This window comes from Simiduia aestuariiviva, assembly GCF_014192475.1.
Classification (GTDB): domain Bacteria; phylum Pseudomonadota; class Gammaproteobacteria; order Pseudomonadales; family Cellvibrionaceae; genus Simiduia; species Simiduia aestuariiviva.
This window is the reverse complement of the sequence record NZ_JACHXZ010000002.1, coordinates 786,129-811,093: the sequence shown is the minus strand read 5'-3', so window position 1 is coordinate 811,093 and position 24,965 is coordinate 786,129. Positions and strand designations below refer to the sequence as shown.

The following is a 24,965-nucleotide window of genomic DNA, read 5'->3' as shown; positions in this document are numbered from 1 at the left end:
GACTTAGTAAGTACGAGCTTTGGGTTCGAAGGCTTCCATGGTTTTCGGTGTGAAGTTTACACCGCGCTTCTCTACTTTTTTCTCAGCAGGGAAGTACATGGAATGGCACAACCAGTTGACATCATCACGCTCTTGGAAATCTTCACGCGCGTGGGCGCCACGGGATTCTTTGCGCTCTTCTGCTGCCACTGCAGTAGCCTCGGCAACTTCAAGCAGGTTTTGCAGTTCCAGGGCTTCAATGCGCGCAGTATTAAAGGCGTTGCTCTTGTCGGTAATGCCGACATTTTCAATGCGTGGACGCAATTCCGCCAGTTTCTTGATACCTTCTTTCATGAACTCGCCATTGCGGAATACACCAAAGTGATTCTGCATAATGGTTTGCAGTTCTTTGCGCAATGCGGGCGCGGTATCGGTGCTGGTGGAGGTATTGACGCGATTCAAGCGTGCCATTGCACGTTCGATATCGGCCTCAGTGGCCTCTTTGTGCTCGATACCTTCGCGCAGTGCTTTTTCGATAAACATGCCCGAAGCGCGACCGAAGACCACCAAGTCGAGCAGTGAGTTACCGCCGAGTCGGTTGGCGCCGTGTACTGAAACACAGGCCGCTTCACCACAGGCATAGAAACCTTCGATGACTTCGTCTTTACCGTCTTTCAGGGTCAATGCTTGGCCGTGTACGTTGGTAGGAATGCCGCCCATCATGTAGTGACAGGTGGGCACCACAGGCACGGGCTCTTTCACTGGATCGGCATGGGCAAAGGTGCGCGACAATTCACAGATGCCGGGTAGGCGGCTTTCCAGAACTTCCTCACCTAAGTGATCCAGTTTCAAGAATACGTGGTCGCCGTCCGGGCCGCAGCCGTTGCCAGCCAAAATTTCCAATACCATGGAGCGCGCAACTACGTCGCGCGATGCCAAGTCTTTGGCGTTGGGCGCATACCGCTCCATGAAGCGCTCGCCGTGTTTGTTGATCAGGTAACCGCCTTCGCCGCGACAACCTTCCGTTACCAGTACCCCAGCGCCGGCAATACCGGTTGGGTGGAACTGCCAGAATTCGATGTCCTGCACGGGGAAGCCAGCGCGCAATGCCATGCCAATACCGTCACCGGTATTGATGTGCGCATTGGTAGTGGAGGCGTAAATTCGGCCCGCACCGCCGGTTGCAAATACGGTTGCCTTAGATTTCACGTAGACAACTTCGCCGTCTTCAATGTTCATGGCGATAACACCAACCACAGCGCCGTCGGCATTTTTAACGAGGTCTACGGCAAACCACTCGTTTAAAAAGACGGTGTTGTTTTTGATGTTGTTTTGATAAAGGGTGTGCAGCAGCGCGTGACCGGTGCGATCGGCTGCGGCGCAGGTGCGAGCTGCTTGTCCGCCTTTACCGAAGTCCTTCGACTGGCCGCCGAACGGACGCTGATAAATGCGGCCTTCATCAGTGCGCGAGAAGGGCAGGCCCATGTGGTCCAGTTCGAACACGGCAGCGGGGCCCACGGAACACATGTATTCGATGGCATCTTGGTCACCGATATAGTCGGAACCTTTAACGGTATCGTACATGTGCCAGCGCCAATCATCTTGCGGGTCGTCACTGGCGATAGCACAGGTGATGCCGCCTTGGGCAGATACGGTGTGTGAGCGGGTCGGAAACACTTTAGTGATAACCGCGGTTTTGTAGCCCGACTGTGCTAGCTGCAGTGCTGCTCGCATGCCTGCGCCGCCACCGCCGATCACGATTCCGTCGAATGAAATTGTACGCATATTAGACATTGATCAAGCTCCCCACAAAATTTCAAAGCCCCAGACCAAATAGGTCAGGGTAACCACGCCCAGAACCACTTGCGCAAACAACCGCAGTGCGGTGGCTTTTGCGCCCATTAGGCGGGTGGTGAGGTAGTCGGTCAGTACGGCCCACAAGCCGATCCAGGCGTGTGCGGCGATAGATAGCAGCGTGGCCAGGGTGAAAATGCGCACCCAAAGCTGATTGAATAAACCCTGCCAGATGTCGAAGGTCATCTCAGGCGTGGTGAAAATAAAACCTACAATAAAGAAGGTATAGGCGGCCATGACCACGGCGCTAACGCGTTGGATCAACCAGTCGTACAGGCCGCTGCGGCCAAAACTCGTAACTGCAGTTACCATATCCACACCCCCAGTGCTGTAATAGTGATGACGGCGAGTGCCAGTGCAATTTTGGCGCCGGTCTGTCCACCTTCTAAGCTCTCGCCAATTCCCATATCCATGATCAGGTGACGAATACCTGCGATCATGTGGTAGGCGAGGCCGGCCAGCGTGGCCCATAGAATCAACTTACACAGAGGGCTTGCGGTCAGCTCTTTGAGCTCCTCAAAGCTGGCCTCTGAACTTAGGCTCGCTTCCAACATCCACAGCAAAACAGCCACGCCTGCGAACAGTGCGACGCCAGAAACGCGGTGAAGGATAGAGACGTAAGCAGTGATGGGAAGTTGAATAGTGGAGATGTCGAGATTAACAGGTCTGTTTTTGTTCACGTTAAGTCACACCTTTTTGCCCAGAAATCGGGCGGTTCGAGAAAGTCTGCATAACACACAATCTCTCTAGCATAGGTAGCAAAGTGGCATTTCACCAGCTACCCCCCCTGCAAGACGCGCGAAATTATAAGGACGCAACTTGTAAATTACAAATGAAATCCGGCACTTATGTGCCCATTTTACGGGGCTTTCACCGATTTGGTTCAGGTGCGTGGTGGATGCAAAAGTCGCCTCGGTGGATTGCTGTGCGGATTGGTTACTTTGTGTGCTGTGCGCACCAGAACTGCCGCAGATTTCAGAAGTTGGGTCGTTTTTGGTGCAGCCATCTATAATTGACTATCTATTTGACAAAAACAAACTTAACTTTATAGTTGTGCCCGCTCTAAAGTCCGCTCACGGCCATTAGTGCTATAAAAGAGGGTATGCAAGCCCCGATAGAAGAGACGATTACAACTTGCAGATATAGGAGTCCCAAGATGGCTGAGAAGAAAGCACAACTGGTAGTAGAGGGGCGCGACCCCATTGAGCTGCCCATACACTCCGGTTCCACCGGTCCGGACGTGATCGACGTCAGCAGCCTCACGGCCAACGGGTACTTCACTTATGACCCAGGATTTATGTCAACGGCTTCTTGTGAGTCTAAGTTGACGTTTATTGATGGCGGCAACGGCGTGTTGTTGCACGGTGGTTATCCCATCGAGCAGCTGGCCGATAAATCTGATTATCTCGAAACTTGCTACTTATTGCTTAATGGCGAGCTGCCGAATGCGGCGCAAAAAGAAGAATTTGTGAGCACAATCATGGGTCACACCATGGTGCATGAATCCCTTACCAATTTTTTCCGTGGATTCCGCTATGACGCGCACCCCATGGCCATTATGGTGGGTGTGGTCGGCGCCTTGTCGTCTTTCTATCATGACTCTCTAGATATCAATAACCCCGAGCATCGCCTGATTTCGGCGCATCGTCTTATCGCTAAAATGCCGACCTTGGCGGCCATGTGCTACAAGCACCACATTGGCCAGCCGTTTATGTATCCCGACAATGATCTGAGCTATTCAGAGAATTTCTTGCACATGATGTTTGGCACGCCCTGCGATGATCCGGATGTAAATCCTGTTTTGGCGCGCGCCATGGATAAAATTTTCTTGTTGCATGCCGATCACGAGCAAAATGCGTCCACGTCGACCGTGCGTTTGGCTGGTTCCTCAGGTGCCAACCCCTTCGCGTGCGTGGCGGCGGGTATTGCGACTTTGTGGGGCCCGGCTCACGGTGGTGCCAACGAGGCGGTACTCGAGATGCTGGAAGAAATTGGCTCGGTGGACAATATCGACAAGTACATCGCCAAAGCGAAAGACAAGAGTGATCCGTTCCGCTTGATGGGCTTTGGACACCGCGTGTACAAGAATTTCGACCCGCGCGCTAAGGTCATGAAGGAAACCTGTGACGAAGTGTTGGCCGAGTTAGGCTTAGAGAACGATCCATTGCTGGCCATTGCCAAGCGCTTGGAACAGATCGCGCTGGAAGATGAATACTTCATTGAGAAGAAGTTGTACCCGAATGTGGATTTCTACTCGGGTATCATTATGAAAGCCATTGGTATTCCGACCGAAATGTTCACCGTTATTTTTGCCACGGGCCGCACCGTAGGTTGGATTGCGCACTGGAACGAAATGATCTCCAATCCTTATAAGATTGGCCGTCCGCGTCAGCTGTACACAGGCTACAACAAGCGCGATTTCGTTTCGCTCGAAAAACGTTAATTCTGTTAGCGTGAAAAACCCCGCCACGGCGGGGTTTTTTTTTGGTTTGGTGGTTTAGGGTGTAACTTTCCCCGGGCGCGCTAATCTACACTGAGTAGCACAAGTCTTTGCTCGTCTTGGTAGCATTGCAGGCGCGATCACCGCGAGTATGAAACATTAAGTGAGGTTGTTATGGGCAAGATGCAAATGCCAACGCCAGAGCAGGCGCTGAAAGGGCGCGCGCAGCCTATTGAGATTTCGGGCAAACATTTCGTCAATGGCGTCGGGATAATGCCGCCTTTTCCAGACGGTCTAGAGCAGGCAATGTTCGGCTTAGGCTGTTTTTGGGGGGCTGAGCGACGCTTTTGGCAGCAGCCGGGTGTTTATGCAACGGCGGTGGGTTACGCTGGCGGATTTACCCCCAACCCCACCTATGAAGAGGTGTGCAGCGGCGATACCGGGCATGCAGAGGTGGTGTTGGTGGTATTCGATCCGAAGGTCACGAGTTACGACGCCCTGTTGAAGGTCTTTTGGGAGGTGCACGACCCCACGCAAGGGATGCAGCAGGGCAACGATTTGGGCACGCAATATCGCTCTGTGGTGTACACCTGTAGCGACGCGCAATTGGCGCGCGCCAAGGCCACCTTTGCGCAATTTCAGGCGGGTTTACAGGCGGCAGGAAAGGGCAGTATCACCACTGAGATCGCATCTGCCCCCACGTTTTATTACGCTGAGGAATACCATCAGCAATACCTCGCGAAAAATCCTGCGGGTTACTGCGGATTGGCCGGCACCGGTGTTTGCTTGATGCCGGAGTAAGTGTGTTCAGTGTCAGCCCGTGGCGACGCGGGCTGATCGATTGCTACCTTCCTTGTTGTGCCCGTCCACATAGCTACACCAGTCGCTCCAGCTGCCCGGATAGAGGCTGGCAGTTGCGCCGGTCAGCGCTAACGCAAAGACATTGACGCAGGCGGTTACTCCCGACCCGCAGTAGATTACGGTTTTTTCATCGGCGTCACTCAGCCCAGCATTTTGCCAGCGCTGCACGAGCAGTTCTGGCGATTTGAATTTGCCGTCATCGCCCAGTGCGTCTTGCCAGGGTAAATTGCGCGCGCCGGGAATGTGGCCGGCAATGGGGTCGATGGGTTCTTCCCGGCCCAAGTAGCGCCCGTTTTCTCGGCTGTCTATGAGTTGCCATTCACTTTGGTGGTTCAAAATATCTTGGTGGTGCACTACCGGCATACTGCCCGGCGATAAATTCAGGTTGCCGGCACTGGCTTCGATGGTCTGGGCGCCGGATTCGGTGGGTAGGTGTTCTGCGACCCATGCCTGCCAACCGCCATCAAGCAATTGAATGTTGGCCAGACCTCCGTGCTTCAGCAGCCACCAAGCTCGGCTGGCAAAGGCGCCCTTGCTGGCGTCGTAGAGGACGATGTGGCTGTGGTTGTTGAGCCCGAATTGCGCCAATGTCTTAGACAGGGTTTTGAAGTCGGGCAGTGGGTGACGGCCGCCATGGCGTTGCGCGGGGGCAGACAGGTCGCGCTCCAAATCAACGTAATATGCGCCAGGTATATGGGCGGCTTCGTATTCACGCCGGCCCGCGTTCGGATCCGCCAACTTGAAGCGGCAGTCGAGCACTGTGGGGCGCAGGTCTGAATGGAGGCGGTGATTCAGTTCACTAGCTGAAATGAGTGGGTTCATTCTTCGCGTGCTCACTTAGGGTGCAGCCGGCGGCACTTTACCCTGCAGTTCGTAGGCAAAGGCGAGAATGTGCGCAACGGCAATGTAGAGGGCTTCAGGAATTTCATCGTTCAATTCCAATTGCATCAAGAGTTCCACTAAGCCGGTATTGTCGCACAGTGGAATGTCGTGGGCCTGTGCCAGCCGCACGATTTCTTCAGCCAAGGCGTGCTCACCTTTAGCCACCACCTTGGGTGCCTGCTCGCCGTCGTAAAACAACGCAACGGCTTTTTGAATGTGTTCTTTCGTGACGTCAGGCATGGGTATCCAGCAGTGGGCTGCTAAGGGTGTTGGGGCGCGTTGGCAAACGTCCGGCGTGGCACTCTAGGGTGTGAACTTTGAGGCCGCGGGCATGTAACTTCTGCCTGAGCACCTCTGCTTCCTGGGTCACTAATTTTAAGGTTTCTGGTTGTGCGGCCCACAGGGTGCAGTGCAGTTGGTCATCGCTGTATCGCACCCGTGCATCTAGCGGACCTAGCGCGGCAATTTCGACGCTGAGTGTCACCTGCCAAACGGGTTTTGCTTGGGCGGATTGTTGCTGGCTCGGGTTGTCTGCATCATCGTCTTCGGCCAGCCAATACTTGTGAAAATTCAGCTGCAGTGGCAGCCATTGTTGGTCAACTTTTAATGGCAGTTCAAGATTGAGGCGCCACTCGCCGGGTGTGGTGTTGTCCAATAAATGTTGTGCTTGCTGGGTGACAATTTTAGTGAGCCATTGCAGGGCCAGCGCTTTGAGGGGTTCCGCCGTTTGCGTGTTTGGCACGTGTGAAGTTTGGCTAGGTGTCGCGGGTTGCAGTAGCTGCAGCAAATGCGACAGTAAATCGGTTGCCGGTTTGGTGGTCTGGGCTGTGTTGTTAGGCTGACCCAATAGCTGCCACAGCAAGAGCTTGGCGTCTGACTGTGGCTGCGTCGCGCTGGCGAGCTTGGCTTCGGCGAACAAACCGCTATTGGCAACCGCGTTGCGCAATGACTGGCTGTCCGTGGGTAGCGTCAGTGCGTTGGTAGCCAGCTGCATTAAAGGGTTGGGTTGTTGGCCTGGTGCTGTGGGTTTTGTGGGCAGGGCTGAGGGCGTCAGCGGGGTCGGGGCGGACTGGGTTGACTTATTGGTTGCCGCGGGGTTAGTGCTGCCATTGGGCGCGTTTAGCCAAGGTTGGAGCTTTGTCAGCCATTGTGCCGTGGGTTGTTGTTGGGGTAGGGCGTGTCGTAACACCTGCATCAATGCCGATTGCTGAGCGTTGCTCAGTTGGGGCGGGCTGACATTTCTAGAAAATTGGAGAAGCGGAGTTTGAAGTGGTGGTGCCGCTTTGGCTGCGCTAGTTGTTTGTGGCGCTTCACCCGCCAGCCACGTCAGTCCACCTCTATCGGCGCGCAACGGCAGCGTTTGGCCCGCGGGCACGGGGCGGTCTGCCAGCAGGGTAATGGGGTGCTGGCCAATGCGCGCCTGCACCAGATGAATCGGGGTGCGCAGCAGTTGAGTAAGGGCTTTGATGGTGTCGGCCTGAGTAGCGTCGGCTTGCGTCGCTTGTGCGGGGTGTCCCTGCGCCGGTTTTTGCGGGTTCGACAGCGCCTGTTGTAGCAGTTGCTGCAGGCGTGCTTCAGTGGCAGCGGCGAGCTTGGGCTGACTGGCCAGCGGGGTGCTTTCGGATACCAGTGCCCAAAGCCGTGTGCCTGGGCTGAGCGATAGCGGCGCAGTGGGCGTGGCGGATGCCTGCCCGTTGCTGGCGGCTTGTCCGGTCGCTTGCGAAGGGCCAACGGGGTTGACCATTAGTCTTTCTGCTCCATTGAGTGACACTCCCACGATCGACATATTGAACCTGTCCGCCTGTTAACTCCCTTGTTATCGGCCATGGGTGCACAAGTCTGAGACATTCGGCACGGCACTTGTAGGAAAACCCTTGGCTAACAGGTGATTGTGGCGGGCGGGCTGGTTATAATCCGGTTCCTTTTTACTATAGCTGCTCGGTATGTGCTGGGCATTGACTCCCTTAGACGACGGATATTGGCTTGCTGGCGCTAAAAGACTTGAGTTGTGAACGCGATAACCGGCTGCTGTTTGAGGGGCTGAGCGTGACATTCGGTGCTGGCGACATTTGGCACATTGATGGTCCCAATGGCGTGGGCAAGACGTCGTTACTGCGCCAAATTACCGGGGTGTCGCGCTACCACGGCGGTGAATTGCGTTGGCGTGGGCGAGATGTGGCAGAGTGCCGCTATGAATTTGCGCAATCCCTCGTATATATCGGTCACACGCCTGGCATCAAAAAAGCGCTGTCAGCGCGCGAAAATCTACACCACTACTGCCCCGCTGCAGATACCTCCGCGCTTGAGGGAGCGCTCGCGGAATTGGGCTTGTATGGTTTCGAAGATGTCCCCTGTTTTCGATTGTCGGCGGGCCAATTGCGGCGTGTGGCGCTGGCGCGTCTAGCGCTTGCTTCCGAACCGTTTTGGGTGCTTGATGAACCTTTCACCGCGTTAGATGTGCATGCGATTGCGGCACTGGAGCAGCGTTTGAGTGCGCACGCGGCGCGCGGAGGTTGCGTGGTATTAACGTCGCATCAGCCAGTGAATTTACCCGTGCAGCGTTTGGCGCTGGGCGACTACTCGGTGGTGCCCGCATGAGTGTCGGTTTGGCGCAGGCCATGGGCCTGCAATTTACGCAGGATTGGAAGCTCGCAGTGCGCTCGCGCAGTGATTGGGCTAACCCCATGATTTTCTTTGTCCTGGTGATTACCCTGCTGCCTCTGGGCATTGGGCCCGAAGTGAAACAGCTTGCGGCCATTGCGCCGGGTATGATTTGGATTGTGGCGCTGCTGGCGACACTGTTGTCGTTGGATGCGATGTTTCGCAGCGATTGGGACGATGGCAGTCTTGAGCAAATGCTCATTTCTCCGCACCCCTTGCCGATGCTGGTGCTCAGTAAAATTGCCGTGCATTGGCTCGTCACTGGCCTGCCATTGACGTTGTTGTCGCCGCTTTTGGGGTTGATGTTGTCGCTGCCAGAAGCGGGTTATTTGCCGCTCATCGTCTCTTTGTTTATCGGCTCCGCCTGTCTGAGTTTTATCGGCGCAATTGGAGCGGCGCTGACGGTGGCATTGCGTCAGGGCGGGCTGTTAATTTCGTTAATTATTATGCCGTTTTATGTGCCGGTACTGATATTTGGTGCCAGTGCGGCCATGCGTGCGGTCCAGGGTTTTGAGTATCACGGATTGTTGGTCATGCTGGGCGGATTTTTAGCTTTGGCCGTAGCGGGTGCGCCCTTTGCCGTGGCCGCCGCGCTGCGGATATCCAGCGAAGGTTAACTGATGAATACCATAAAATATAAAAGGGTTTGCTTGTGAATTGGCAATGGTTCCACCGTCTGGGGTCGCCCCGATGGTTTTACGAGAAAACGGGTCGTTGGTTGCCTTGGTTGGCCACGCTGACAGCAGTGTTGATGTCGGTGGGATTAATTTGGGGCTTGGCGTTTGCGCCCGTTGATTTCAAGCAAGGCAATTCTTTTCGGATAATTTATATTCACGTACCCGTTTCTTTTCTGGCGTTGGCGGGTTACTACATCATGGCCATCAGTGGTGCGGTGGGCTATATCTGGAAAATGAAATTGGCCGATATGGTGATGAAGTCGGCGGCGCCCATTGGCGCAGCGCTCACATTTTTGGCGTTGGTGTCTGGCGCGATTTGGGGTAAGCCCACGTGGGGTACTTACTGGGTCTGGGATGCGCGCATCACTTCAATGTTGGTGTTGTTTTTCTTGTACCTTGGCATCATGGCGTTACAGGTTTCCTTTACCAATCAACAGCAGGCCGCGAGTGCCAGTACTATTTTGGCGTTAGTGGGGTGTGCGAACATTCCCATTATTTATAAGTCTGTGGATATCTGGAACACACTGCATCAGCCGGCCACCATTAAATTCACCTCGGCGCCGTCAATGCATCCCGATATGTTCTATCCGTTGTTGGTGATGATTGTTGCCATGTACTGTTTTTACGCGCTGGTATTAATCTTATTTACCCGCGCTGAAATTGTGAATCGCGAGCGTCAAACCCGCTGGGTTCAGGCTTTGAACGAGGGTCAATAAGGTGAGTTTTCAATTTGAATCGCTGCACGCGTTTCTGGCTATGGATGGGCACGGTATTTTTGTGTGGTCGGTGATGGGGATTTCGTTGGTGGTGCTGATCGCTCTTGTGGTCTGGCCCATTCGCGCGCACCGACAAGCATTGCAGGAACAACAACGGCTGGCCCGTATCGCCCAGGCCCGTCAGGCACAGCAAGCCGGACAATCACATTAAGAGGTAATTCATGCACCCCGTACGAAAGCAGCGTTTGTTCTTGATAGGATTTGTGTTGGTATTTAGCTCACTTGCTATCGGCTTAATTGTATTTTCACTGCGTGAAAATCTAAATCTGTTTTACCCACCGCAACAGTTGGTGAGTGGCTCTGTGCCATTGGATAGGGACATTCGCGCGGGCGGTTGCGTCGTGCCCGGCAGCGTTAGCCGCGATCAAACGTCGCTCAAGGTGCTATTTCGCATCACCGATGGCGTTGCAGAGGTCGGTGTGAGTTATCAAGGCATATTGCCGGATTTATTTGCCGAGGGAGAGGCCGTGGTCATCAATGGCCAGCTGCACAGTGACGGTATTTTTGAAGCCAAAGAAGTGCTCGCTAAACACGATGAAAATTATATGCCGCCCGAAGTCGCGGAGGCCATTGCCGAAGAATCACAGCAGCAGGGTGTAGAACACCAAAAAACCTGTGGAGTCATTTCCTATGATTCCTGAGTTAGGGCATTTTGCACTGGTTTTGTCCCTTGGCTTGTCACTGCTGTTATCGGTCTTGCCATTGTCGGGCAGCTTTAACGGCAGGGCGCTGTGGATGAGTACCGCCCCCTCGCTGGCCACTGGTTCCTTTGTTTTTGTGGCATTGGCGTTTGTGTGTTTGAGTTACTCCTTTGCCATAGATGATTTTTCCGTGGCCTATGTGGCCAGCAATTCCAATAGCTTGCTGCCTTGGTATTACAAGCTCAGCGCGGTATGGGGCGGCCACGAGGGATCGCTGCTGTTGTGGGTATTGATTTTGACGGTGTGGACTTGGGCCGTGGCTTTGAAGTCGGCACATATGCCCATCGAAATGCGCGCGCGCGTGCTGGCGGTGATGGGCATGGTGGCTGTGGGTTTCCTTAGCTTCACCCTGTTTACGTCCAACCCTTTCGACAGGCTGTTGCCCGGCGCGCCGGTCGAGGGCAGCGATTTAAATCCACTGTTGCAAGATTTTGGCCTGATCATCCACCCGCCGATGTTGTACATGGGTTACGTGGGTTTCTCCGTGAGCTTTGCGTTTGCCATAGCCACGCTCATTTCCGGTCGACTGGATAGCGCCTGGGCGCGCTGGTCGCGGCCGTGGACAAATCTCGCTTGGGCGTTTTTAACGGTGGGCATTGCGCTTGGCAGTTGGTGGGCCTATTACGAGCTAGGGTGGGGTGGCTGGTGGTTTTGGGACCCCGTCGAAAACGCGTCGTTTATGCCGTGGCTTGCGGGTACTGCGCTCATGCATTCACTGGCGGTGACGGAAAAGCGCGGTGTGTTTAAAAGCTGGACGCTGTTGCTGGCCATTTTTACTTTTTCACTGAGTCTGCTCGGCACTTTCTTGGTGCGCTCGGGGGTGCTGACGTCTGTGCATGCCTTCGCTACAGATCCTGAGCGAGGTTTGTTCATTCTGGCGTTTTTGTTGTTGGTTGTGGGTGGTTCATTGACCTTGTATGCCCTGCGCGTGCCCGCCGTGCGCAGCTCTGTTTCCTTTTTGGGTTTTTCCCGCGAGTGGTTTTTACTGTCTAACAATGTGTTGCTGGTGGTGGTGCTATTTACGGTGTTGCTGGGCACACTCTACCCGCTGATTGCCGATGCATTAGGCTGGGGCAAGCTCTCTGTTGGACCGCCGTATTTCAATCGCTTTTTTATTCCCTTAATGGGCATATTGTGCGTGCTGTTAGCGGTGGGGCCCTTGACGCAATACAAGCGCACACCGGCAGCCAAGTTGTTAAGCAATTTGCGCTGGCCGTTTGTGGGTGCATTGCTGCTAGGCGTGGTCACGCCCTTGGCGGCAGACGGCCCCTATTTATGGCAAGCGTCGGTGGCCGTGTTTATCGCCAGCTGGATTGTGTTCGCTGCAGTGCAGGATTTGCGCACTAAGCTGCGTCACCGCGCATCGTGGCGAGAGGGATTGTCAAAGCTGCCATTGAGCTTTTTTTGTATGCATCTCGCGCATTTGGGCATGGCGGTGACCTTGATAGGTGTGAGTTTTGTATCGCTGTTTAATGAGGCGAGGGATGTGCGCTTGTCGCCTGGCAAATCGCTCGATGTCGCGGGGTACCATTTTGAGTTGGTAGAAATGCGCAAATTGCGCGGGCCCAATTATTTGGCTGACGAGGGCTTGGTGGTAGTCACCTACGGCGGTGAAGAGGTGGCCGTACTGTTGCCGCAAAAGCGCCGCTACTTCTCCGGTGGGAATTTAATGACCGAAGCGGGAATTGACGCTGGTCTATTTCGCGACGTGTTTGTTGCGCTCGGCGAGCCCCTTGATAACGGCGATTGGGCGGTGCGAGTTCAAGTGAAACCCTTTGTGCGCTGGATTTGGCTGGGCGCCCTGTTTATGGGAATCGCGGGGCTATTGACCGTATGGGACAAGCGCTACCGGTTTGTTACGCGTAAAGCCGCGATTTCGGCTGAAGCACAGGAGGTACCCGTTGCAGCGCCTTAAGCTATTTATTCCGTTGGCCGTGTTTGCGGCGCTGGCGTTGTTGTTTTGGCAGGGCTTGAAGCTGGATCCCAACGCCATGCCGTCGGCACTAATTGATCGCCCTGTGCCTCCGTTCCACTTGGTGACGTTAGAAGACGGCAGCCAAAAGGTCGATCGCTCGGTGTTCAAGGGGCATGTCAGTTTGCTCAATGTTTGGGCCACCTGGTGTGTGTCTTGCCGGGTCGAGCATCCCTACCTCAATACACTGGCCGAGCAGGGCGTGCGCATTGTTGGCTTGAATTACAAAGATGATGTGGACCAGGCCCGCAAGTGGTTGGCTGAGTTTCACAATCCTTATGTGCTTTCAATCGTGGACGCCGACGGCCGCCTTGGGCTTGATCTGGGAGTCTTCGGCGCGCCGGAGACCTATGTGGTGGATCGCGAGGGCATTATTCGCTTTAAGCACGTAGGGGTTGTGGATGAGCGGGTCTGGCTGCGCGATCTGCGCCCGCTGATACAGCAGTTGGAAAATCAATAGCTGGTAGCACTAAACAGCTATTTAACAAAGGGTCACGTTTCAGTGGCCCTTTTTTATGGGTGCTAATTCGGCTCGGCTATAGGTGGCAGAGGTGTGTCTGCCGGTTGAGTTGCCAATTAATTACTCGGGGAGGCTAGGTTGATCGAGGGTCCAGGGCGCGTGAACAGGGCAAAAACGCCAGAGTTTACTATTCTTTGAGTGGCCGCTGGCGGCATTCATGGCGCGCTGATCAAAAATCATCCTATTGGGAACCCCTATGACCGAACAGCTCCTTCAGTTTTTCAGCAACGAGTACATGCCCCACGGGCACTGTTACCTGTGGTTACCGAGCATACTCTGGATCAATGTGGTGTCTGACTTGCTGATTGCGGTGTCGTATTTCTCGATCCCAGTGCTATTGATCCACTTGATTCGTCAGCGCAAAGACGTGAAGTTCAAAGGCATATTCATTCTGTTTGCCGCGTTTATTTTGCTGTGCGGAATTACCCATCTATTTTCCATTTACACCGTCTGGCACGGTACCTACGGTTGGCATGGTCTGGTTAAGTTCGCCACGGCTATCGTGTCGGTATTGACGGCGGTTGCGCTCTTTATGAACCGGAAGGCGATATTGAGCATTCCCTCCACCTACAAGCTGGAGCTCGCGCTGCAAGATGCCGAAGATGCCAACAACGCCAAGCGCAATTTTCTTGCCTGCATGAGTCACGAAGTGCGGACGCCCATAAACGGCGTGGTGGGCATGATCGATTTGGCGCTCAAGCACGAGGCTGATCCAGAGCAAAGCAAGCGACTGGAGACGGCGAAAAAAAGCGCCAATGCATTACTGGCAGTTATCAACGACATCATCGACATATCTAAAGTTGAAGCGGGCAAGCTGGAAGTGGAGCATGTGGCATTCAACATCTTAGAGCTGTTGGGCGAAACCGTGCGCACCTTTGGTTTTCAGCGCGGACACAAAGACATAGACATTATTTTGGATGCCACGGGCGTCGACCATGAAATGTTGTTGGGCGACCCTGGGCGAGTTCGCCAAGTTATCAGTAATTTAATGGGTAATGCCGTTAAGTTTACGTCTAAGGGCTCTGTGAAGTTGGTGGCTGAGTTAGTGCGAACTGAAGGCGGGCAAGCCACGCTTAGCTGCCGGGTGGAGGATACCGGTATTGGTATCGATGCCGCTGCGTTGGAGCAATTGTTTACCCCCTTTACGCAAGCGGATTCGTCAACCACCCGTAAATACGGCGGCACTGGGCTGGGTTTGGCCATCTGTAAGCAGCTGTGCCGTTTGATGGGTGGAGACGTTTGGGCGACCAGCGAGAAGGGCAAGGGATCGGTGTTTAGTTTTAGCGTTCCCGTGGGCTTGGTGGAGAACAAAAATAAAGGTGTATTCGACGTCAATCATGCCGATGTGAATGTGCTGTGGATTGACACCAATCCTGTGACCCAACGCATCGTGCAAAACTATTTGCGTCGAGCGAAATACAATGTGGTGCGCTGCAGTGCCGTGGATGAGCTGATGAGGTTGGACGGCAGTGTGGCCGCCAACGTCGATGTGCTGTTGGTTGACGGCGCCACCGCCAGCCAGTTTCCACCGGATATATTGGAACAGTTTGTGCGCGACCACCCCTGTGTGAAGCGCGTGTGGGTCATCGACTACGACAACGATGATCGTTTTGATGCCCCCAACTTGCCATTGACCGGCTACATTGGCAAACCGGTGTCACCTGTAGAGTTATACGCCTGCTTGAGCCAAGAGCGCAGCGTGGCGCCCGAGGCCGAAAAAACGGTGGCGCCCACTGAGGGCATATTGCCTTTGCGAGTGTTGATCGTTGAGGACAATGACATTAATCGTTCGGTGGTTGAAGGAATATTGGAGAATTTTGTCTCCCATCAGGTGTTTGCCGAAAATGGGGAAATTGCCATTGAAGTGTTAAAGAGTGTGCGCGTCGATTTGGTGCTCATGGATTGCCAAATGCCGGTCATGGACGGTTATGAAACCACCCGCGCGATTCGCAATGGCGATGCAGGGGATTTTTATCGTGAGGTTCCCATCATCGCCATGACTGCTAATGCCATGGACGGTGATCGCGAACGTTGCTTGGAATCCGGTATGGATGAGTATTTGGCGAAACCAATCGACATGGGCCAGTTGCAGAGTCTCATTGTTGATTTCGCGCACAAGATCGGGCGATACAAACCCGAGCAAACAAGCAAGGCTAGCGCGCTGGTTGAGCGGGAACCGCTAAAATTTCCAGACGGATTGCGCTATATCCTGCCAGAGAAGTTGCCCGCCTCCGCGAAGAAGAGCCCCGCGCGGATGATGAGTATGTTTCAATCGTTTTTGCTCAACAATCGCAACTTTATGGAACTGCTTGAACGCGCAGTGAACGATGATGACCACGATACTCAGCGATCGTTGATGCATAACATGAAAGGGATTAGTGCGAATTTAGGCATGAACCCGCTGTATGAACGCGTCAAGAAGATGAATGTGGGTCTGCGCATGGGCCGCGAAATTGATCAGCCTCACTTCCGCGCATTGAGTGACGTCTTCGACGCTACCGTGAAAGAATTGGAACAGGTGGTCGAATTGAATGAAGGGAGTGCGTCTTCTAATTAGCACGGTGGCCGGGGTAGGGGCGCTATCGATACTTCAATTTGAACGCTGACAGCGGTAAGGTAGTCCGCTGTCATAAACACTCAGGTGTTTATTTATAACAATAAAATTGGGACTGCTGCTATGAAAACGCGCGCCGCTATTGCCTTTGCTGCGGGTCAACCGCTGGAAATCCACGACGTCGATTTGGCGGGTCCCAAGGCCGGCGAAGTACTCGTTGAAATTAAAGCCACGGGCGTGTGTCACACGGATGCATTTACGCTTTCGGGCGATGACCCAGAGGGCGCGTTTCCTGCGATCTTGGGGCACGAGGGCGCGGGTGTTGTGGTGGATGTTGGGCCCGGTGTGAAAAGTTTGCGCCCAGGTGATCATGTGATACCGCTATACACTCCCGAGTGCCGCGAATGCGACTATTGTTTACACCCTAAAACCAATCTGTGCCAAGCCATTCGCAGTACCCAGGGTCAAGGGGTGATGCCCGATGGCTCCAGTCGATTTTCTCTAGATGGCACACCCATACTCCATTACATGGGCTGTTCTACCTTTTCCAACTACACCGTGTTGCCGGAAATTGCGCTCGCAAAAATTCGCCCAGATGCACCTTTCGACAAAGTCTGTTACATCGGCTGCGGCGTGACCACGGGCATTGGTGCCGTGGCGTTCACCATGAAAGTGGAGGCGGGCAGTACTGTGGCGGTGTTCGGTTTGGGTGGCATTGGGTTAAATGTCATTCAAGGCGCGCGCATGGTGGGCGCCACCCGCATTATCGGCATCGACACCAACCCCGCGAAGGCCGATTTGGCGCGCCAATTTGGCATGACGGATTTCGTCAATCCGGCTGAGCACGAGAACCTTGTGGATGCCATTGTGCAGATGACTGGCGGTGGCGTGGATTACAGCTTTGAGTGCATTGGCAATGTGAAGGTGATGCGCGATGCGCTCGAGTGTGCGCACAAGGGCTGGGGTCAAAGTTGCATTATCGGCGTGGCGGGTGCCGGCCAGGAAATCTCCACGCGACCGTTTCAATTGGTGACCGGCCGCAGCTGGCGCGGGTCGGCGTTTGGCGGCGCCCGAGGGCGCACCGATGTGCCGCGCATCGTCGATTGGTACATGGAGGGCAAGATCAATATCGATGACTTGATTACGCACACCCTGCCGCTCAAGGATATCAACCGCGCCTTTGATTTGATGCACAGTGGCGAAAGTATTCGCTCAGTGGTGGTGTATTAGCAATATGGGTAAAGACAGCAAAGACACTGCAAATTCAAGCTTGGAACAGGTCTCAGATATTCACTGTTTCGGCGGTCGCCAACTGCGCTACCGGCACCGAGCGACATCGCTGCCGTGCACCATGAATTTCTCGCTCTTTTTACCGCCGCAAGCCGAGCGTGCGCCAGTGCCGATTGTGTATTGGTTGTCGGGCTTGACCTGTACGGACGAAAACTTTGTCACTAAGGCCGGCGCCCAGCGGGTGGCGGCTGAATTGGGTATAGCCTTGTTGGCCCCCGATACCAGTCCCCGCGGTGAGCAGGTGCCCGATGATCCTGCTGCGGCATACGACTTGGGCTTAGGGGCCGGATTTTATGTCAATGCGACGCAGGCCCCGTGGGCAGAACACTACCGCATGTATGACTATGTGGTGGATGAATTACCCTCATTAGTGGCGTCATCCTTCGCAGAGATCGACGCAAGCCGCGCTGCCATTATGGGGCACTCCATGGGCGGACACGGCGCGCTCATGATTGCCCTGCGCAACCCTAGCCGTTACGCATCGGCATCGGCGTTTGCACCCATTTGCGCGCCGAGTCAGTGCCCCTGGGGAATCAAAGCGTTTACCCACTATTTGGGTGACGATCGCAGCCGCTGGGCGCAATACGACACTTGTGCGCTGATCGCTGGCACCGAGGCCGATATTCCCATGCGCGTCGACCAAGGCGAGGCCGATCAGTTTTTAGAAGAGCAGCTGATGCCCGAAAAATTGGTAGCGGCACTGCCGCCCGGCTACCCGCTATCGTTTCATCGCCATGCGGGTTACGACCACAGCTATTTCTTTATAGCGAGCTTCATTGAACAGCACCTGCGCTTTCACGATCTATACCTGAAAGCGAACCCGTGAGCATCGCCACGCGCACACACTTTAAGAGGCCGTAGGGATAGGCGCCCCCTAAAGCATCGAACACGGGTTTGAAGCGAAAGCCCTGTTCGCCCCCGTCGTAGTGCAAAATTTCATCTTGAATACAGCCCAATTCAGCGGCGCTGAGGTCGATGGCGTCGGCGAGTGCAATGCGCTTGTCTTGGAGTAAATTGGCGAGGTGGGTGTACACGGTGTCTTCTGTGAGACCTCGATGGGCCGCGATTTGCGCCACACTCATGCGCGCCTGTGCCAGTGCCAGAGTTTCATCGAGGGTGGCACTTTGGCCCTCGTCACTATCACTATCACTACCACTATCGGAATTTACATGGGCCTCAATGGCGGCAATAAACGGTTCGCCAAAGCGCGCTAATTTGGATTCGCCGACGCCACTAATTGCCAGCATGGCTTGTTCGGTGGTTGGGCGATAGCGCACCATTTCCATCAGGGTGGCATCGTGAAATACCACGTAGGGCGGCACGCCGTGCGCTTCGGCCAATTGTTTGCGGCAGTCGCGCAGGGCTTGCCACAGGGCCTGATCGGCTTGCGCCAACTGTTGGCCATGCTTTGAGCGTTTAGCTTTAATATCTTTGGTGTCGCGTCGCAGTTCAATGCGCGCTTCGCCCTTAAGCAGCCCGCGACAGGATTCTTGCAATTTCAGGCCGCCATAGCCTTCGGTATCCACTGCCAAATAGCCGCGCGCCACCAGTTGGCGAAATACGGAGCGCCATTGGTTGGCGTCCAGCTCTGCACCGATGCCAAAAGTACTCAATTGCTGGTGGTCGAATTGGCGGATCTTTTGGTTGTCTTTACCCAATAAAATGTCCACCAAGTGCGACACCCCAAAGCGCTGACCGGAGCGGTACACGCAGCTGAGCGCTTTGCGCGCGGCCTCGGTGCCATCCCAGGTGTCGACGGGGTTGATACAGGTATCGCAATTGTTGCACGGCGGGTGGTCGGCTTCACCAAAGTAGCGCAGCAGGGTTTGACGCCGGCAGCTGGTGATTTCACAGAGCCCGAGCATGGCATCTAACTTTTGTCGCTCGGCTTGCTTGTGCGCCAGCGAGCCATCGGATTGGCTCATCATTTGGCTGAGTAAAATCACATCTTGGTAGCCGTAGGTCATCCAGGCCGTGGCCGGTGCGCCGTCGCGGCCAGCGCGGCCGGTTTCCTGATAGTAGGCCTCCACGCTTTTCGGCAGATCCAAGTGCGCCACAAAGCGCACGTCGGGCTTATCGATGCCCATGCCAAAGGCCACGGTGGCCACCATGATAATGTTATCTTCGCGCAAAAAACGGTGCTGGTTGTGCGCCCGCGTCTCGGCGGGCAGGCCCGCGTGATAGGGCAGAGCGGTCATGCCTTCTTGGCGTAAAAAGGCCGCCACTTCCTCGGTTTTTTTGCGCGACAGGCAGTAGACAATGCCGCTATCGGCCGCGTGTTCTGCGCGAATAAAACCCAGCAGTTGCTGGCGCGGATTGTTTTTCCCCGTGATGCGGTATTGGATGTTGGGTCGATCAAAGCCGACGATAAATTCGCGGGCTTGGGTGAGGTGCAAGCGCTCGGCAATTTCTGCGCGCGTGCGACCGTCAGCCGTCGCCGTGAGGGCAATGCGTGGGATTTCTGGAAACTCTTCGGCGAGCAACCCCAGCTGCAAATAATCGGCCCGGAAGTCGTGGCCCCATTGGGACACGCAGTGGGCCTCATCGATGGCGAATAAGGCCAGTGGTGCTTGGCGCAGCAAGTTAATGGTGCGGGCTTGATTGAGCCGCTCTGGGGCGATGTAAAGCAAGTCTAATTCGCCTGCTACCAATTGCCGCTCAATGGCGCTAGCGGCATCCGGGGCGAGGGTGGAGTTTAGAAATCCAGCGCGCACGCCAAGTTGTTCGAGCGCACTGACTTGGTCTTGCATCAATGCGATGAGTGGCGAAATCACCACGCCGCAGCCGGGCCGCGCAATGGCGGGTATTTGGTAGCACAGCGATTTTCCGCCGCCTGTGGGCATGATCACTAGCGCATCTTGGCCCTGTACGAGAGTGTCGATGATGACATCTTGCGGGGGGCGAAAGCTGGGGTAGCCGAACGTGTGCTTGAGAATGTGCAGGGGATCTTGAGTCATGGGCGCATTATACGGATTGGCGCGCCCATTGCCGCAGATTCATGTGCCATTGGGTCGATTGACAGTTATCCACGCAACCCCTTAATTTTCTGACCAAAATCGGTATAATGCGGCCGCCTAGTGTTACCTCGGGTAACATTTCGGAATAATTTGAGTATATTCAGCCGTAAAATACAGAGGTAAAGCGTGAAGTTAGCAGTACGCTGGGTAATGAGAAACCACCGCGTGATCACCCGTGGCAAAATGGTGGCACGTATGTCTGTTGAAGGTTACCGCAACGGCGGTTACTGGTTTTAAACGGGTAGGCCGCACGCGCGGTCGTATTTAACGGTGCGCAAATGGCGCAATTGAGTCGAGGTTAACGTGGCGAAGATCGGCCTGTTTTTTGGCAGCGATGAGGGCAATACCGAAGGCGTTGCCTATCGGATTCAGGCGCGCCTAGGGGCGGATCTCGTGGACGTACACGATGTGGCGGATGTCACGGTGCTCGACTTTGAAGATTACGAGTACATCATTTTAGGTATACCCACCTGGGATTTCGGGCAGATTCAATCGGACTGGGAAGATTTTTGGGGTGATATTGGCAGTGTCGATTTCACTGGCAAAACCGTGGCGCTATTTGGTCTGGGCGATCAATTTGGCTACGGTGATTACTTCCTTGATGCCATGGGTATGTTGCACGACGTGGTGGTGGCAAATGGCGCGGCCATCGTGGGCTACTGGTCCACGGAGGGCTACGAATTTGATGCCTCCAAGGCACAGGTGCCGGGCGAGCCTTTGTTTATGGGGCTCGCCATCGACCAAGATCAGCAGGAAGATCTCACCGCTGATCGCTTGAATCGCTGGTGTGAGCAGATCCACGGCGAGTTTGGATTGGACACTCCCATCGTCAATCTCGACGACTAGTCGCCCTGCCAAGCTAGCCCACAGTGCGCCTAGGCCTATGCTGCGGAGGGGTGCAAGTTTTTTAGCCAGTTCCGATTCCAGCTAGCGATGCGCGGTACAAGCCGCAATAATGGCGCTGTTCTTCTAGGAATCGCGCCATGACAGTCCCCAATTCTCAATCACTGCCGGTAGCGAGCGCCCTGTGTCAGGCGGCGCGATTGGCCCGCGATGCGCGCTTCGATGGCCTGTTTTATACCGCTGTGCTCAGCACGGGTATCTACTGCCGACCTATCTGTCCCGCGCGGGCACCCAAAGAAGACAACGTACGCTATTTTGCGTCTGCCGCGGCCTGTGCCCAGGCCGGCTATCGGCCATGTTTGCGCTGTCGGCCCGATGCCGCTCCCGGCAGCCGCCCAGCGAGCCCAATCGTCGCAGAGGCGTTGCCGCTATTGAATGCGGGGCAGAGCTTGGCGGCGGTAAGTGAGGCATTGGGTATTTCCGATCGCCACTTGCGCCAATGCTTTCACGGTGAGCTCGGTGTGGCGCCGAAGCAATACCAGCTGTACCAGCGCTGTTTGCTGGCCAAGCAATTGCTGCATCAAACTGATTGGCCGGTGACCGACATTGCGTTTGCGAGTGGCTTTCACAGCGTGCGCCGCTTTAACGACTGCTTTAAGGCGCAGCTGCAATTGACGCCCACGCAAGTTAGGCAGCGAGAGGCCTGCGTCGAAAAACCGGTGACGCTGACGTTAAAGTTGACGTATCGCCCGCCCTACAACTGGCCCTGGGTTTCGGCGTTCTTGCAGGCGCGCGCCATCGATGGCTTGGAGTCTGCCGGCGCCAATCACTATGGCCGGTGCTTTACCGTGGCGGACGCAGCCGCCTGGTTTATGGCCCGCCACGACAGCGAAGCCTGTGCATTTCAGGTGACCCTTTGGTTGGCGGACTGGCGCCAGTTGACCTCGGCGGTATCTGCCATTCGCAGGATGTTAGATTTAGACAGCAACAGCGCGGCCATTGATGCGGCAGTGCAGGCGGCACTGCCAAACGCCGCCATCAATAACGGCTTGCGACTGCCCCAATTTCCGTCGGTTTTTGAGGCGGGTATCCGCGCAGTACTTGGGCAGCAGGTGTCCGTTAAAGCCGCCCGAACACTGGTGACGCAGCTCGTGCACACGCTCGGCCCGCCCTTGGCCGGCGATGGGCAAGCCCCGCCGGAAACCGCGCGGGCGGGCGAACTGCGCGTTGGTTTTCCAAGCCCCGCGGCCGTGGCCGACCACGATTTAGCGTTTTTAAAAATGCCGGGCCAGCGGCGCGAAACCCTGCGGCGCTTGGCGGCATTTTGCGCGGCGTCTCCGCACGCGCGGGCTGACAACTGGCTGGCATTGAAGGGTATTGGCCCGTGGACCGTGGACTACGCCCGCATGCGTGGGGAAGCGGCCACGGATATTTGGCTGGCGGGCGATTTAGGTGTGAAGCAAGCGCTGGCCGCGCTTGCTCGGGTAGAGCACGAGGCATGCCGCCCATGGCGCAGCTATCTCACAATCCAAATGTGGAGCCAATTAACATGAGTGACAAGGTAGCTGACAAGGTAACTGACAAGGTAACAACGCAGGGCGCTATGTCCACGCCGCTGGGCAATTTGTGGGTGAGCGCCAGTGCCGAAGGGTTGACAGAAGTGGTGTTTCGCGAGGGGCGGCCCGTTGGGTCGCCATCGGCATTGGTAAGCAGGGCGCTGAATCAGTTGGCGGAATATTTTGACGGTGAACGCCAGACCTTTGATGTGCCTTTAGCCGCGGAGGGCACGGACTTTCAACAGTCGGTCTGGGCGGCCTTGTGCGAGCTGCCCTATGGCGTCACGGCGAGCTATCGAGATATTGCCGTGCGCATCGCCAAACCCAAGGCGGTGCGGGCGGTAGGCGCCGCCAATGGGCGCAATCCGCTGGCCATCATCGTCCCTTGCCACCGGGTCATTGGCGCCGATGGCTCGCTGACGGGTTATGCGGGTGGTCTGTCTCGAAAGCAGTGGCTGTTGCAGCACGAGGGCTGTGGCACCTTGGCTGCTATGGCGCAGGGCACCTTGCCGCTGGCTTAGCGTGGCCCTCTATCGCTAGGGGGCCTCGGCAATAAACGTGGCCCGAATGGGGGCGGGGTGGCCCTCGGCGGTTTTCGATTTGTCGATTGGATCCAAGAACTCGTTGAGCGAGTGGTACAACATCCAGTCGGTGGTGCGCTGTTCGTCGAGACTGGTGGTATTCATTTCCACCATGCGCGGATTTTTAAACCCACACTTGCGCAGCCACGATAACAGGGTGTCCGGCGCGGGCAGAAACCACACGTTATTCATCTTGGCGTAGCGCCCCTCTGGCACCAATACTTCACCCATTTGACCCTCAATAACCAAGGTTTCCAGCACCAGTTGGCCACCCGCACGCAGTGTTTCGCGCAGCTCGCGCAGATGGTCCATGGGTGAGCGGCGGTGATAGAGCACGCCCATGGAAAATGTGGTGTCAAAGCAGCCGAGGTTGGCGGGCAGTTGTTCGATACCGATGGGGAGTACATCCACGGGCACCTCGCCCACAAAATGCTTCAAGCTGTAAAATTGCATGACAAAGCGGGGGGAGGGGTCAATGCCGATCACTCGACGGGCGCCCGCGCCGTGCATCCGCCAGCAGTGGTAGCCATTGCCGCAGCCCACATCGAGAATATGGCGGCCGTTTAAATTATCCAGGTGCGGGGCTACGCGATCCCACTTCCAGTCGGAGCGCCATTCTGTGTTGATGGGAAAGCCAAAAATCTCATAGGGGCCTTTGCGCCACGGGATCAGTTCGCGCAGGGTCTGTTCAATGGCTTGCCGCTGCGACGTGGGTAGGTCGGCATCGAGTGTGACGCCATGGCTGAAATCCACCTGTGTGGCCCGTAGCTTAGGGAGTTTCAAGAAGCTGTCGCGCCACTGGGCTAGGTCGCCGTAGCGGGTTTCCGATAACCCCTCTTCAATCTGTGCCGGCAGTTGCGTGGCCCATTGAGCAAAGCGCGCATCGGCGCTTAATTCGGCGAGCAGAGGGCGGTAAAAATCTAAGTAGTTCATGCTTTTATGGCGATCAAAGAGGCGAAGTTAAAACACTGAAACCAGACGTCACTGCTGGCAAAGCCCGCGGCTTTTAAACGTTTGCGATGGGCTTCAAGGGTTTCGGGAATCAATACGTTTTCGAGTGCGGTGCGCTTTTGGGCGATCTCTAAATCGCTGTAACCGTTGGTGCGTTTAAAATTGTGGTGCAGTTCGATCATTAACTCGTGGTGAGGCGCGTCCTCAAAGGCCACTTTTTCCGACAGAATCAGGACGCCACCAGGGCGCAAGCCGCGGTAGATCTTTTCCAGAATGGCCTGCCGCTCGGCGAGGGCAATGAATTGCAGGGTAAAGTTCAGGACCACTACCGAGGCGTTTTGTAGATCCACCGCCTGCAGATCATTGCAAAGTAAACGCACGGGCACTTCGCCGCTGTCGGCCTGCATGACCTGCTGAGCACGCTCAATCATGGCCTGTGAGTTATCCACGGCCACGATGGTGCAATTGGCCGCGCGAATGCGGTGGCGCATGGCGAGGGTAGCCGCGCCTAGAGAGCAGCCGAGATCGTAACAGGTGGAGTCGGCTTGCGCGTAGCGCTCTGCCAAATCCCCAATCATGCTAATTATGGTGGTGTAGCCCGGCACCGATCGCTTGATCATGTCTGGGAATACGTTGACCACGGTATGGTCGAAGCGAAAACGCGATAGCTCAGGCAGAGGCGTGGCGTAAATGTCGTCTTTCGGGTGGGTCATGCCAGGTTGCTCGAAAAACCGCCAATTCTACTGACCGGCGCCCGCGCAGGCAATGAATCTGATCTAAGCTAGTGTGCAAGGGCGCAGGAACCGCGCATAGGTAGGAGTGGAGTTCTGGTTAATTACAAATCCATCAA

Annotated in this window: 24 protein-coding genes; 15 read left to right on the top strand and 9 right to left on the bottom strand. The window is 55.5% G+C overall.

Annotated elements, in window-relative coordinates; translation table 11 throughout:
- Positions 1-3: 3 nt before the first annotated feature.
- Genes sdhA through sdhC form a run of 3 tightly spaced genes read right to left on the bottom strand, consistent with a single transcriptional unit; the run spans position 4 to position 2,513 of the window.
- Positions 4-1,773, bottom strand: coding sequence for a succinate dehydrogenase flavoprotein subunit (gene sdhA / locus FHS30_RS09340; RefSeq protein ID WP_183910164.1), 1,770 nt, complete (start codon positions 1,771-1,773; stop codon positions 4-6).
- 3 nt (positions 1,774-1,776) lie between these two features.
- Entirely contained in the window at positions 1,777-2,145 is a 369-nt protein-coding gene (gene sdhD, locus FHS30_RS09335; protein WP_183910163.1) for a succinate dehydrogenase, hydrophobic membrane anchor protein, read from the bottom strand.
- Entirely contained in the window at positions 2,139-2,513 is a 375-nt protein-coding gene (gene sdhC / locus FHS30_RS09330; RefSeq protein ID WP_183910162.1) for a succinate dehydrogenase, cytochrome b556 subunit, read from the bottom strand. The genes sdhD and sdhC overlap by 7 nt, the downstream gene beginning before the upstream one ends.
- 476 nt (positions 2,514-2,989) lie before the next feature.
- Between sdhC and gltA the strand changes: the two genes are divergently transcribed.
- A complete protein-coding gene (gene gltA / locus FHS30_RS09325) occupies positions 2,990-4,276 on the top strand; it encodes a citrate synthase (protein WP_183910161.1) in 1,287 nt (428 codons plus the stop codon).
- Positions 4,277-4,447: 171 nt separating this feature from the next.
- Entirely contained in the window at positions 4,448-5,074 is a 627-nt protein-coding gene (gene msrA / locus FHS30_RS09320; RefSeq protein ID WP_183910160.1) for a peptide-methionine (S)-S-oxide reductase MsrA, read from the top strand.
- Between the two features lie 12 nt (positions 5,075-5,086).
- Here msrA and FHS30_RS09315 read toward each other — a convergent pair whose 3' ends face one another.
- Genes FHS30_RS09315 through fliK form a run of 3 tightly spaced genes read right to left on the bottom strand, consistent with a single transcriptional unit; the run spans position 5,087 to position 7,760 of the window.
- Positions 5,087-5,956, bottom strand: coding sequence for a sulfurtransferase (locus FHS30_RS09315; protein WP_183910159.1), 870 nt, complete (start codon positions 5,954-5,956; stop codon positions 5,087-5,089).
- Between the two features lie 15 nt (positions 5,957-5,971).
- On the bottom strand, positions 5,972-6,256 hold the full coding sequence (locus tag FHS30_RS09310; protein ID WP_183910158.1) for an EscU/YscU/HrcU family type III secretion system export apparatus switch protein: 285 nt from the start codon (positions 6,254-6,256) through the stop codon (positions 5,972-5,974).
- On the bottom strand, positions 6,249-7,760 hold the full coding sequence (fliK, locus tag FHS30_RS09305; protein ID WP_183910157.1) for a flagellar hook-length control protein FliK: 1,512 nt from the start codon (positions 7,758-7,760) through the stop codon (positions 6,249-6,251). Before fliK ends, FHS30_RS09310 begins: the two co-directional genes overlap by 8 nt.
- 239 nt (positions 7,761-7,999) lie before the next feature.
- Here fliK and ccmA point away from each other — a divergent pair, with 239 nt between their 5' ends.
- The 10 genes from ccmA (at position 8,000) to fghA (ending at position 17,993) form a co-directional block, all read left to right on the top strand.
- The gene (ccmA, locus tag FHS30_RS09300; protein ID WP_183910156.1) at positions 8,000-8,614 is read left to right on the top strand and encodes a cytochrome c biogenesis heme-transporting ATPase CcmA; all 615 of its coding nucleotides are present in this window, start codon (positions 8,000-8,002) and stop codon (positions 8,612-8,614) included.
- The gene (ccmB, locus tag FHS30_RS09295; protein ID WP_183910155.1) at positions 8,611-9,294 is read left to right on the top strand and encodes a heme exporter protein CcmB; all 684 of its coding nucleotides are present in this window, start codon (positions 8,611-8,613) and stop codon (positions 9,292-9,294) included. The genes ccmA and ccmB overlap by 4 nt, the downstream gene beginning before the upstream one ends.
- 35 nt (positions 9,295-9,329) lie before the next feature.
- A complete protein-coding gene (locus tag FHS30_RS09290; protein WP_183910154.1) occupies positions 9,330-10,070 on the top strand; it encodes a heme ABC transporter permease CcmC in 741 nt (246 codons plus the stop codon).
- A gap of 1 nt (position 10,071) precedes the next feature.
- The gene (gene ccmD, locus FHS30_RS09285) at positions 10,072-10,281 is read left to right on the top strand and encodes a heme exporter protein CcmD (protein WP_221197215.1); all 210 of its coding nucleotides are present in this window, start codon (positions 10,072-10,074) and stop codon (positions 10,279-10,281) included.
- A 10-nt stretch (positions 10,282-10,291) separates the two neighbouring features.
- Entirely contained in the window at positions 10,292-10,771 is a 480-nt protein-coding gene (ccmE, locus tag FHS30_RS09280) for a cytochrome c maturation protein CcmE (RefSeq protein ID WP_183910153.1), read from the top strand.
- A complete protein-coding gene (locus FHS30_RS09275; RefSeq protein WP_183910152.1) occupies positions 10,761-12,746 on the top strand; it encodes a heme lyase CcmF/NrfE family subunit in 1,986 nt (661 codons plus the stop codon). Before ccmE ends, FHS30_RS09275 begins: the two co-directional genes overlap by 11 nt.
- Entirely contained in the window at positions 12,733-13,263 is a 531-nt protein-coding gene (locus FHS30_RS09270) for a DsbE family thiol:disulfide interchange protein (RefSeq protein ID WP_183910151.1), read from the top strand. Before FHS30_RS09275 ends, FHS30_RS09270 begins: the two co-directional genes overlap by 14 nt.
- Positions 13,264-13,519: 256 nt before the next feature.
- Entirely contained in the window at positions 13,520-15,880 is a 2,361-nt protein-coding gene (locus FHS30_RS09265; RefSeq protein ID WP_183910150.1) for an ATP-binding protein, read from the top strand.
- Positions 15,881-16,000: 120 nt separating this feature from the next.
- Positions 16,001-17,107 (top strand): S-(hydroxymethyl)glutathione dehydrogenase/class III alcohol dehydrogenase, encoded by a 1,107-nt coding sequence (locus tag FHS30_RS09260; protein ID WP_183910149.1) that lies wholly within the window; start codon positions 16,001-16,003, stop codon positions 17,105-17,107.
- Between the two features lie 40 nt (positions 17,108-17,147).
- Positions 17,148-17,993 carry an S-formylglutathione hydrolase gene (fghA, locus tag FHS30_RS09255; protein ID WP_183910293.1) on the top strand — a complete coding sequence of 282 codons (846 nt, stop codon included), beginning with the start codon at positions 17,148-17,150 and terminating at the stop codon, positions 17,991-17,993.
- Here the strand turns inward: fghA and recQ are convergent.
- Entirely contained in the window at positions 17,941-20,124 is a 2,184-nt protein-coding gene (recQ, locus tag FHS30_RS09250; RefSeq protein ID WP_183910148.1) for a DNA helicase RecQ, read from the bottom strand. The two genes, fghA and recQ, sit on opposite strands and share 53 nt — an antisense overlap.
- 363 nt (positions 20,125-20,487) lie before the next feature.
- Between recQ and FHS30_RS09245 the strand changes: the two genes are divergently transcribed.
- The 3 genes from FHS30_RS09245 to FHS30_RS09235 all read left to right on the top strand — a co-directional run bounded on the left by FHS30_RS09245 (position 20,488) and on the right by FHS30_RS09235 (position 23,104).
- Entirely contained in the window at positions 20,488-21,030 is a 543-nt protein-coding gene (locus FHS30_RS09245) for a flavodoxin (RefSeq protein WP_183910147.1), read from the top strand.
- 137 nt (positions 21,031-21,167) lie between these two features.
- On the top strand, positions 21,168-22,580 hold the full coding sequence (locus FHS30_RS09240; protein ID WP_183910146.1) for a DNA-3-methyladenine glycosylase 2 family protein: 1,413 nt from the start codon (positions 21,168-21,170) through the stop codon (positions 22,578-22,580).
- A complete protein-coding gene (locus FHS30_RS09235; RefSeq protein WP_246341228.1) occupies positions 22,577-23,104 on the top strand; it encodes a methylated-DNA--[protein]-cysteine S-methyltransferase in 528 nt (175 codons plus the stop codon). Before FHS30_RS09240 ends, FHS30_RS09235 begins: the two co-directional genes overlap by 4 nt.
- Before the next feature lie 15 nt (positions 23,105-23,119).
- On the opposite strand, the gene cmoB is transcribed toward FHS30_RS09235, so the two are convergent.
- Together cmoB and cmoA are read right to left on the bottom strand one after the other, a co-directional pair.
- A complete protein-coding gene (gene cmoB, locus FHS30_RS09230) occupies positions 23,120-24,097 on the bottom strand; it encodes a tRNA 5-methoxyuridine(34)/uridine 5-oxyacetic acid(34) synthase CmoB (RefSeq protein ID WP_183910145.1) in 978 nt (325 codons plus the stop codon).
- Positions 24,094-24,828, bottom strand: coding sequence for a carboxy-S-adenosyl-L-methionine synthase CmoA (gene cmoA, locus FHS30_RS09225; RefSeq protein WP_183910144.1), 735 nt, complete (start codon positions 24,826-24,828; stop codon positions 24,094-24,096). The genes cmoB and cmoA overlap by 4 nt, the downstream gene beginning before the upstream one ends.
- Positions 24,829-24,965 lie beyond the last annotated feature (137 nt).

What these genes read in the sequence shown, in the direction of transcription:
- FHS30_RS09315 (WP_183910159.1), bottom strand. Translation starts at nt 5,956, where the DNA reads ATGAACCCACTCATTTCAGCTAGTGAACTGAATCACCGCCTCCATTCA.
- FHS30_RS09240 (WP_183910146.1), top strand. Translation starts at nt 21,168, where the DNA reads ATGACAGTCCCCAATTCTCAATCACTGCCGGTAGCGAGCGCCCTGTGT.
- msrA (WP_183910160.1), top strand. Translation starts at nt 4,448, where the DNA reads ATGGGCAAGATGCAAATGCCAACGCCAGAGCAGGCGCTGAAAGGGCGC.
- FHS30_RS09310 (WP_183910158.1), bottom strand. Translation starts at nt 6,256, where the DNA reads ATGCCTGACGTCACGAAAGAACACATTCAAAAAGCCGTTGCGTTGTTT.
- FHS30_RS09265 (WP_183910150.1), top strand. Translation starts at nt 13,520, where the DNA reads ATGACCGAACAGCTCCTTCAGTTTTTCAGCAACGAGTACATGCCCCAC.
- FHS30_RS09260 (WP_183910149.1), top strand. Translation starts at nt 16,001, where the DNA reads ATGAAAACGCGCGCCGCTATTGCCTTTGCTGCGGGTCAACCGCTGGAA.
- cmoA (WP_183910144.1), bottom strand. Translation starts at nt 24,828, where the DNA reads ATGACCCACCCGAAAGACGACATTTACGCCACGCCTCTGCCTGAGCTA.
- FHS30_RS09235 (WP_246341228.1), top strand. Translation starts at nt 22,577, where the DNA reads ATGAGTGACAAGGTAGCTGACAAGGTAACTGACAAGGTAACAACGCAG.
- sdhD (WP_183910163.1), bottom strand. Translation starts at nt 2,145, where the DNA reads ATGGTAACTGCAGTTACGAGTTTTGGCCGCAGCGGCCTGTACGACTGG.
- sdhA (WP_183910164.1), bottom strand. Translation starts at nt 1,773, where the DNA reads ATGTCTAATATGCGTACAATTTCATTCGACGGAATCGTGATCGGCGGT.
- FHS30_RS09275 (WP_183910152.1), top strand. Translation starts at nt 10,761, where the DNA reads ATGATTCCTGAGTTAGGGCATTTTGCACTGGTTTTGTCCCTTGGCTTG.
- ccmB (WP_183910155.1), top strand. Translation starts at nt 8,611, where the DNA reads ATGAGTGTCGGTTTGGCGCAGGCCATGGGCCTGCAATTTACGCAGGAT.
- ccmE (WP_183910153.1), top strand. Translation starts at nt 10,292, where the DNA reads ATGCACCCCGTACGAAAGCAGCGTTTGTTCTTGATAGGATTTGTGTTG.
- cmoB (WP_183910145.1), bottom strand. Translation starts at nt 24,097, where the DNA reads ATGAACTACTTAGATTTTTACCGCCCTCTGCTCGCCGAATTAAGCGCC.
- recQ (WP_183910148.1), bottom strand. Translation starts at nt 20,124, where the DNA reads ATGACTCAAGATCCCCTGCACATTCTCAAGCACACGTTCGGCTACCCC.
- fliK (WP_183910157.1), bottom strand. Translation starts at nt 7,760, where the DNA reads ATGGTCAACCCCGTTGGCCCTTCGCAAGCGACCGGACAAGCCGCCAGC.
- gltA (WP_183910161.1), top strand. Translation starts at nt 2,990, where the DNA reads ATGGCTGAGAAGAAAGCACAACTGGTAGTAGAGGGGCGCGACCCCATT.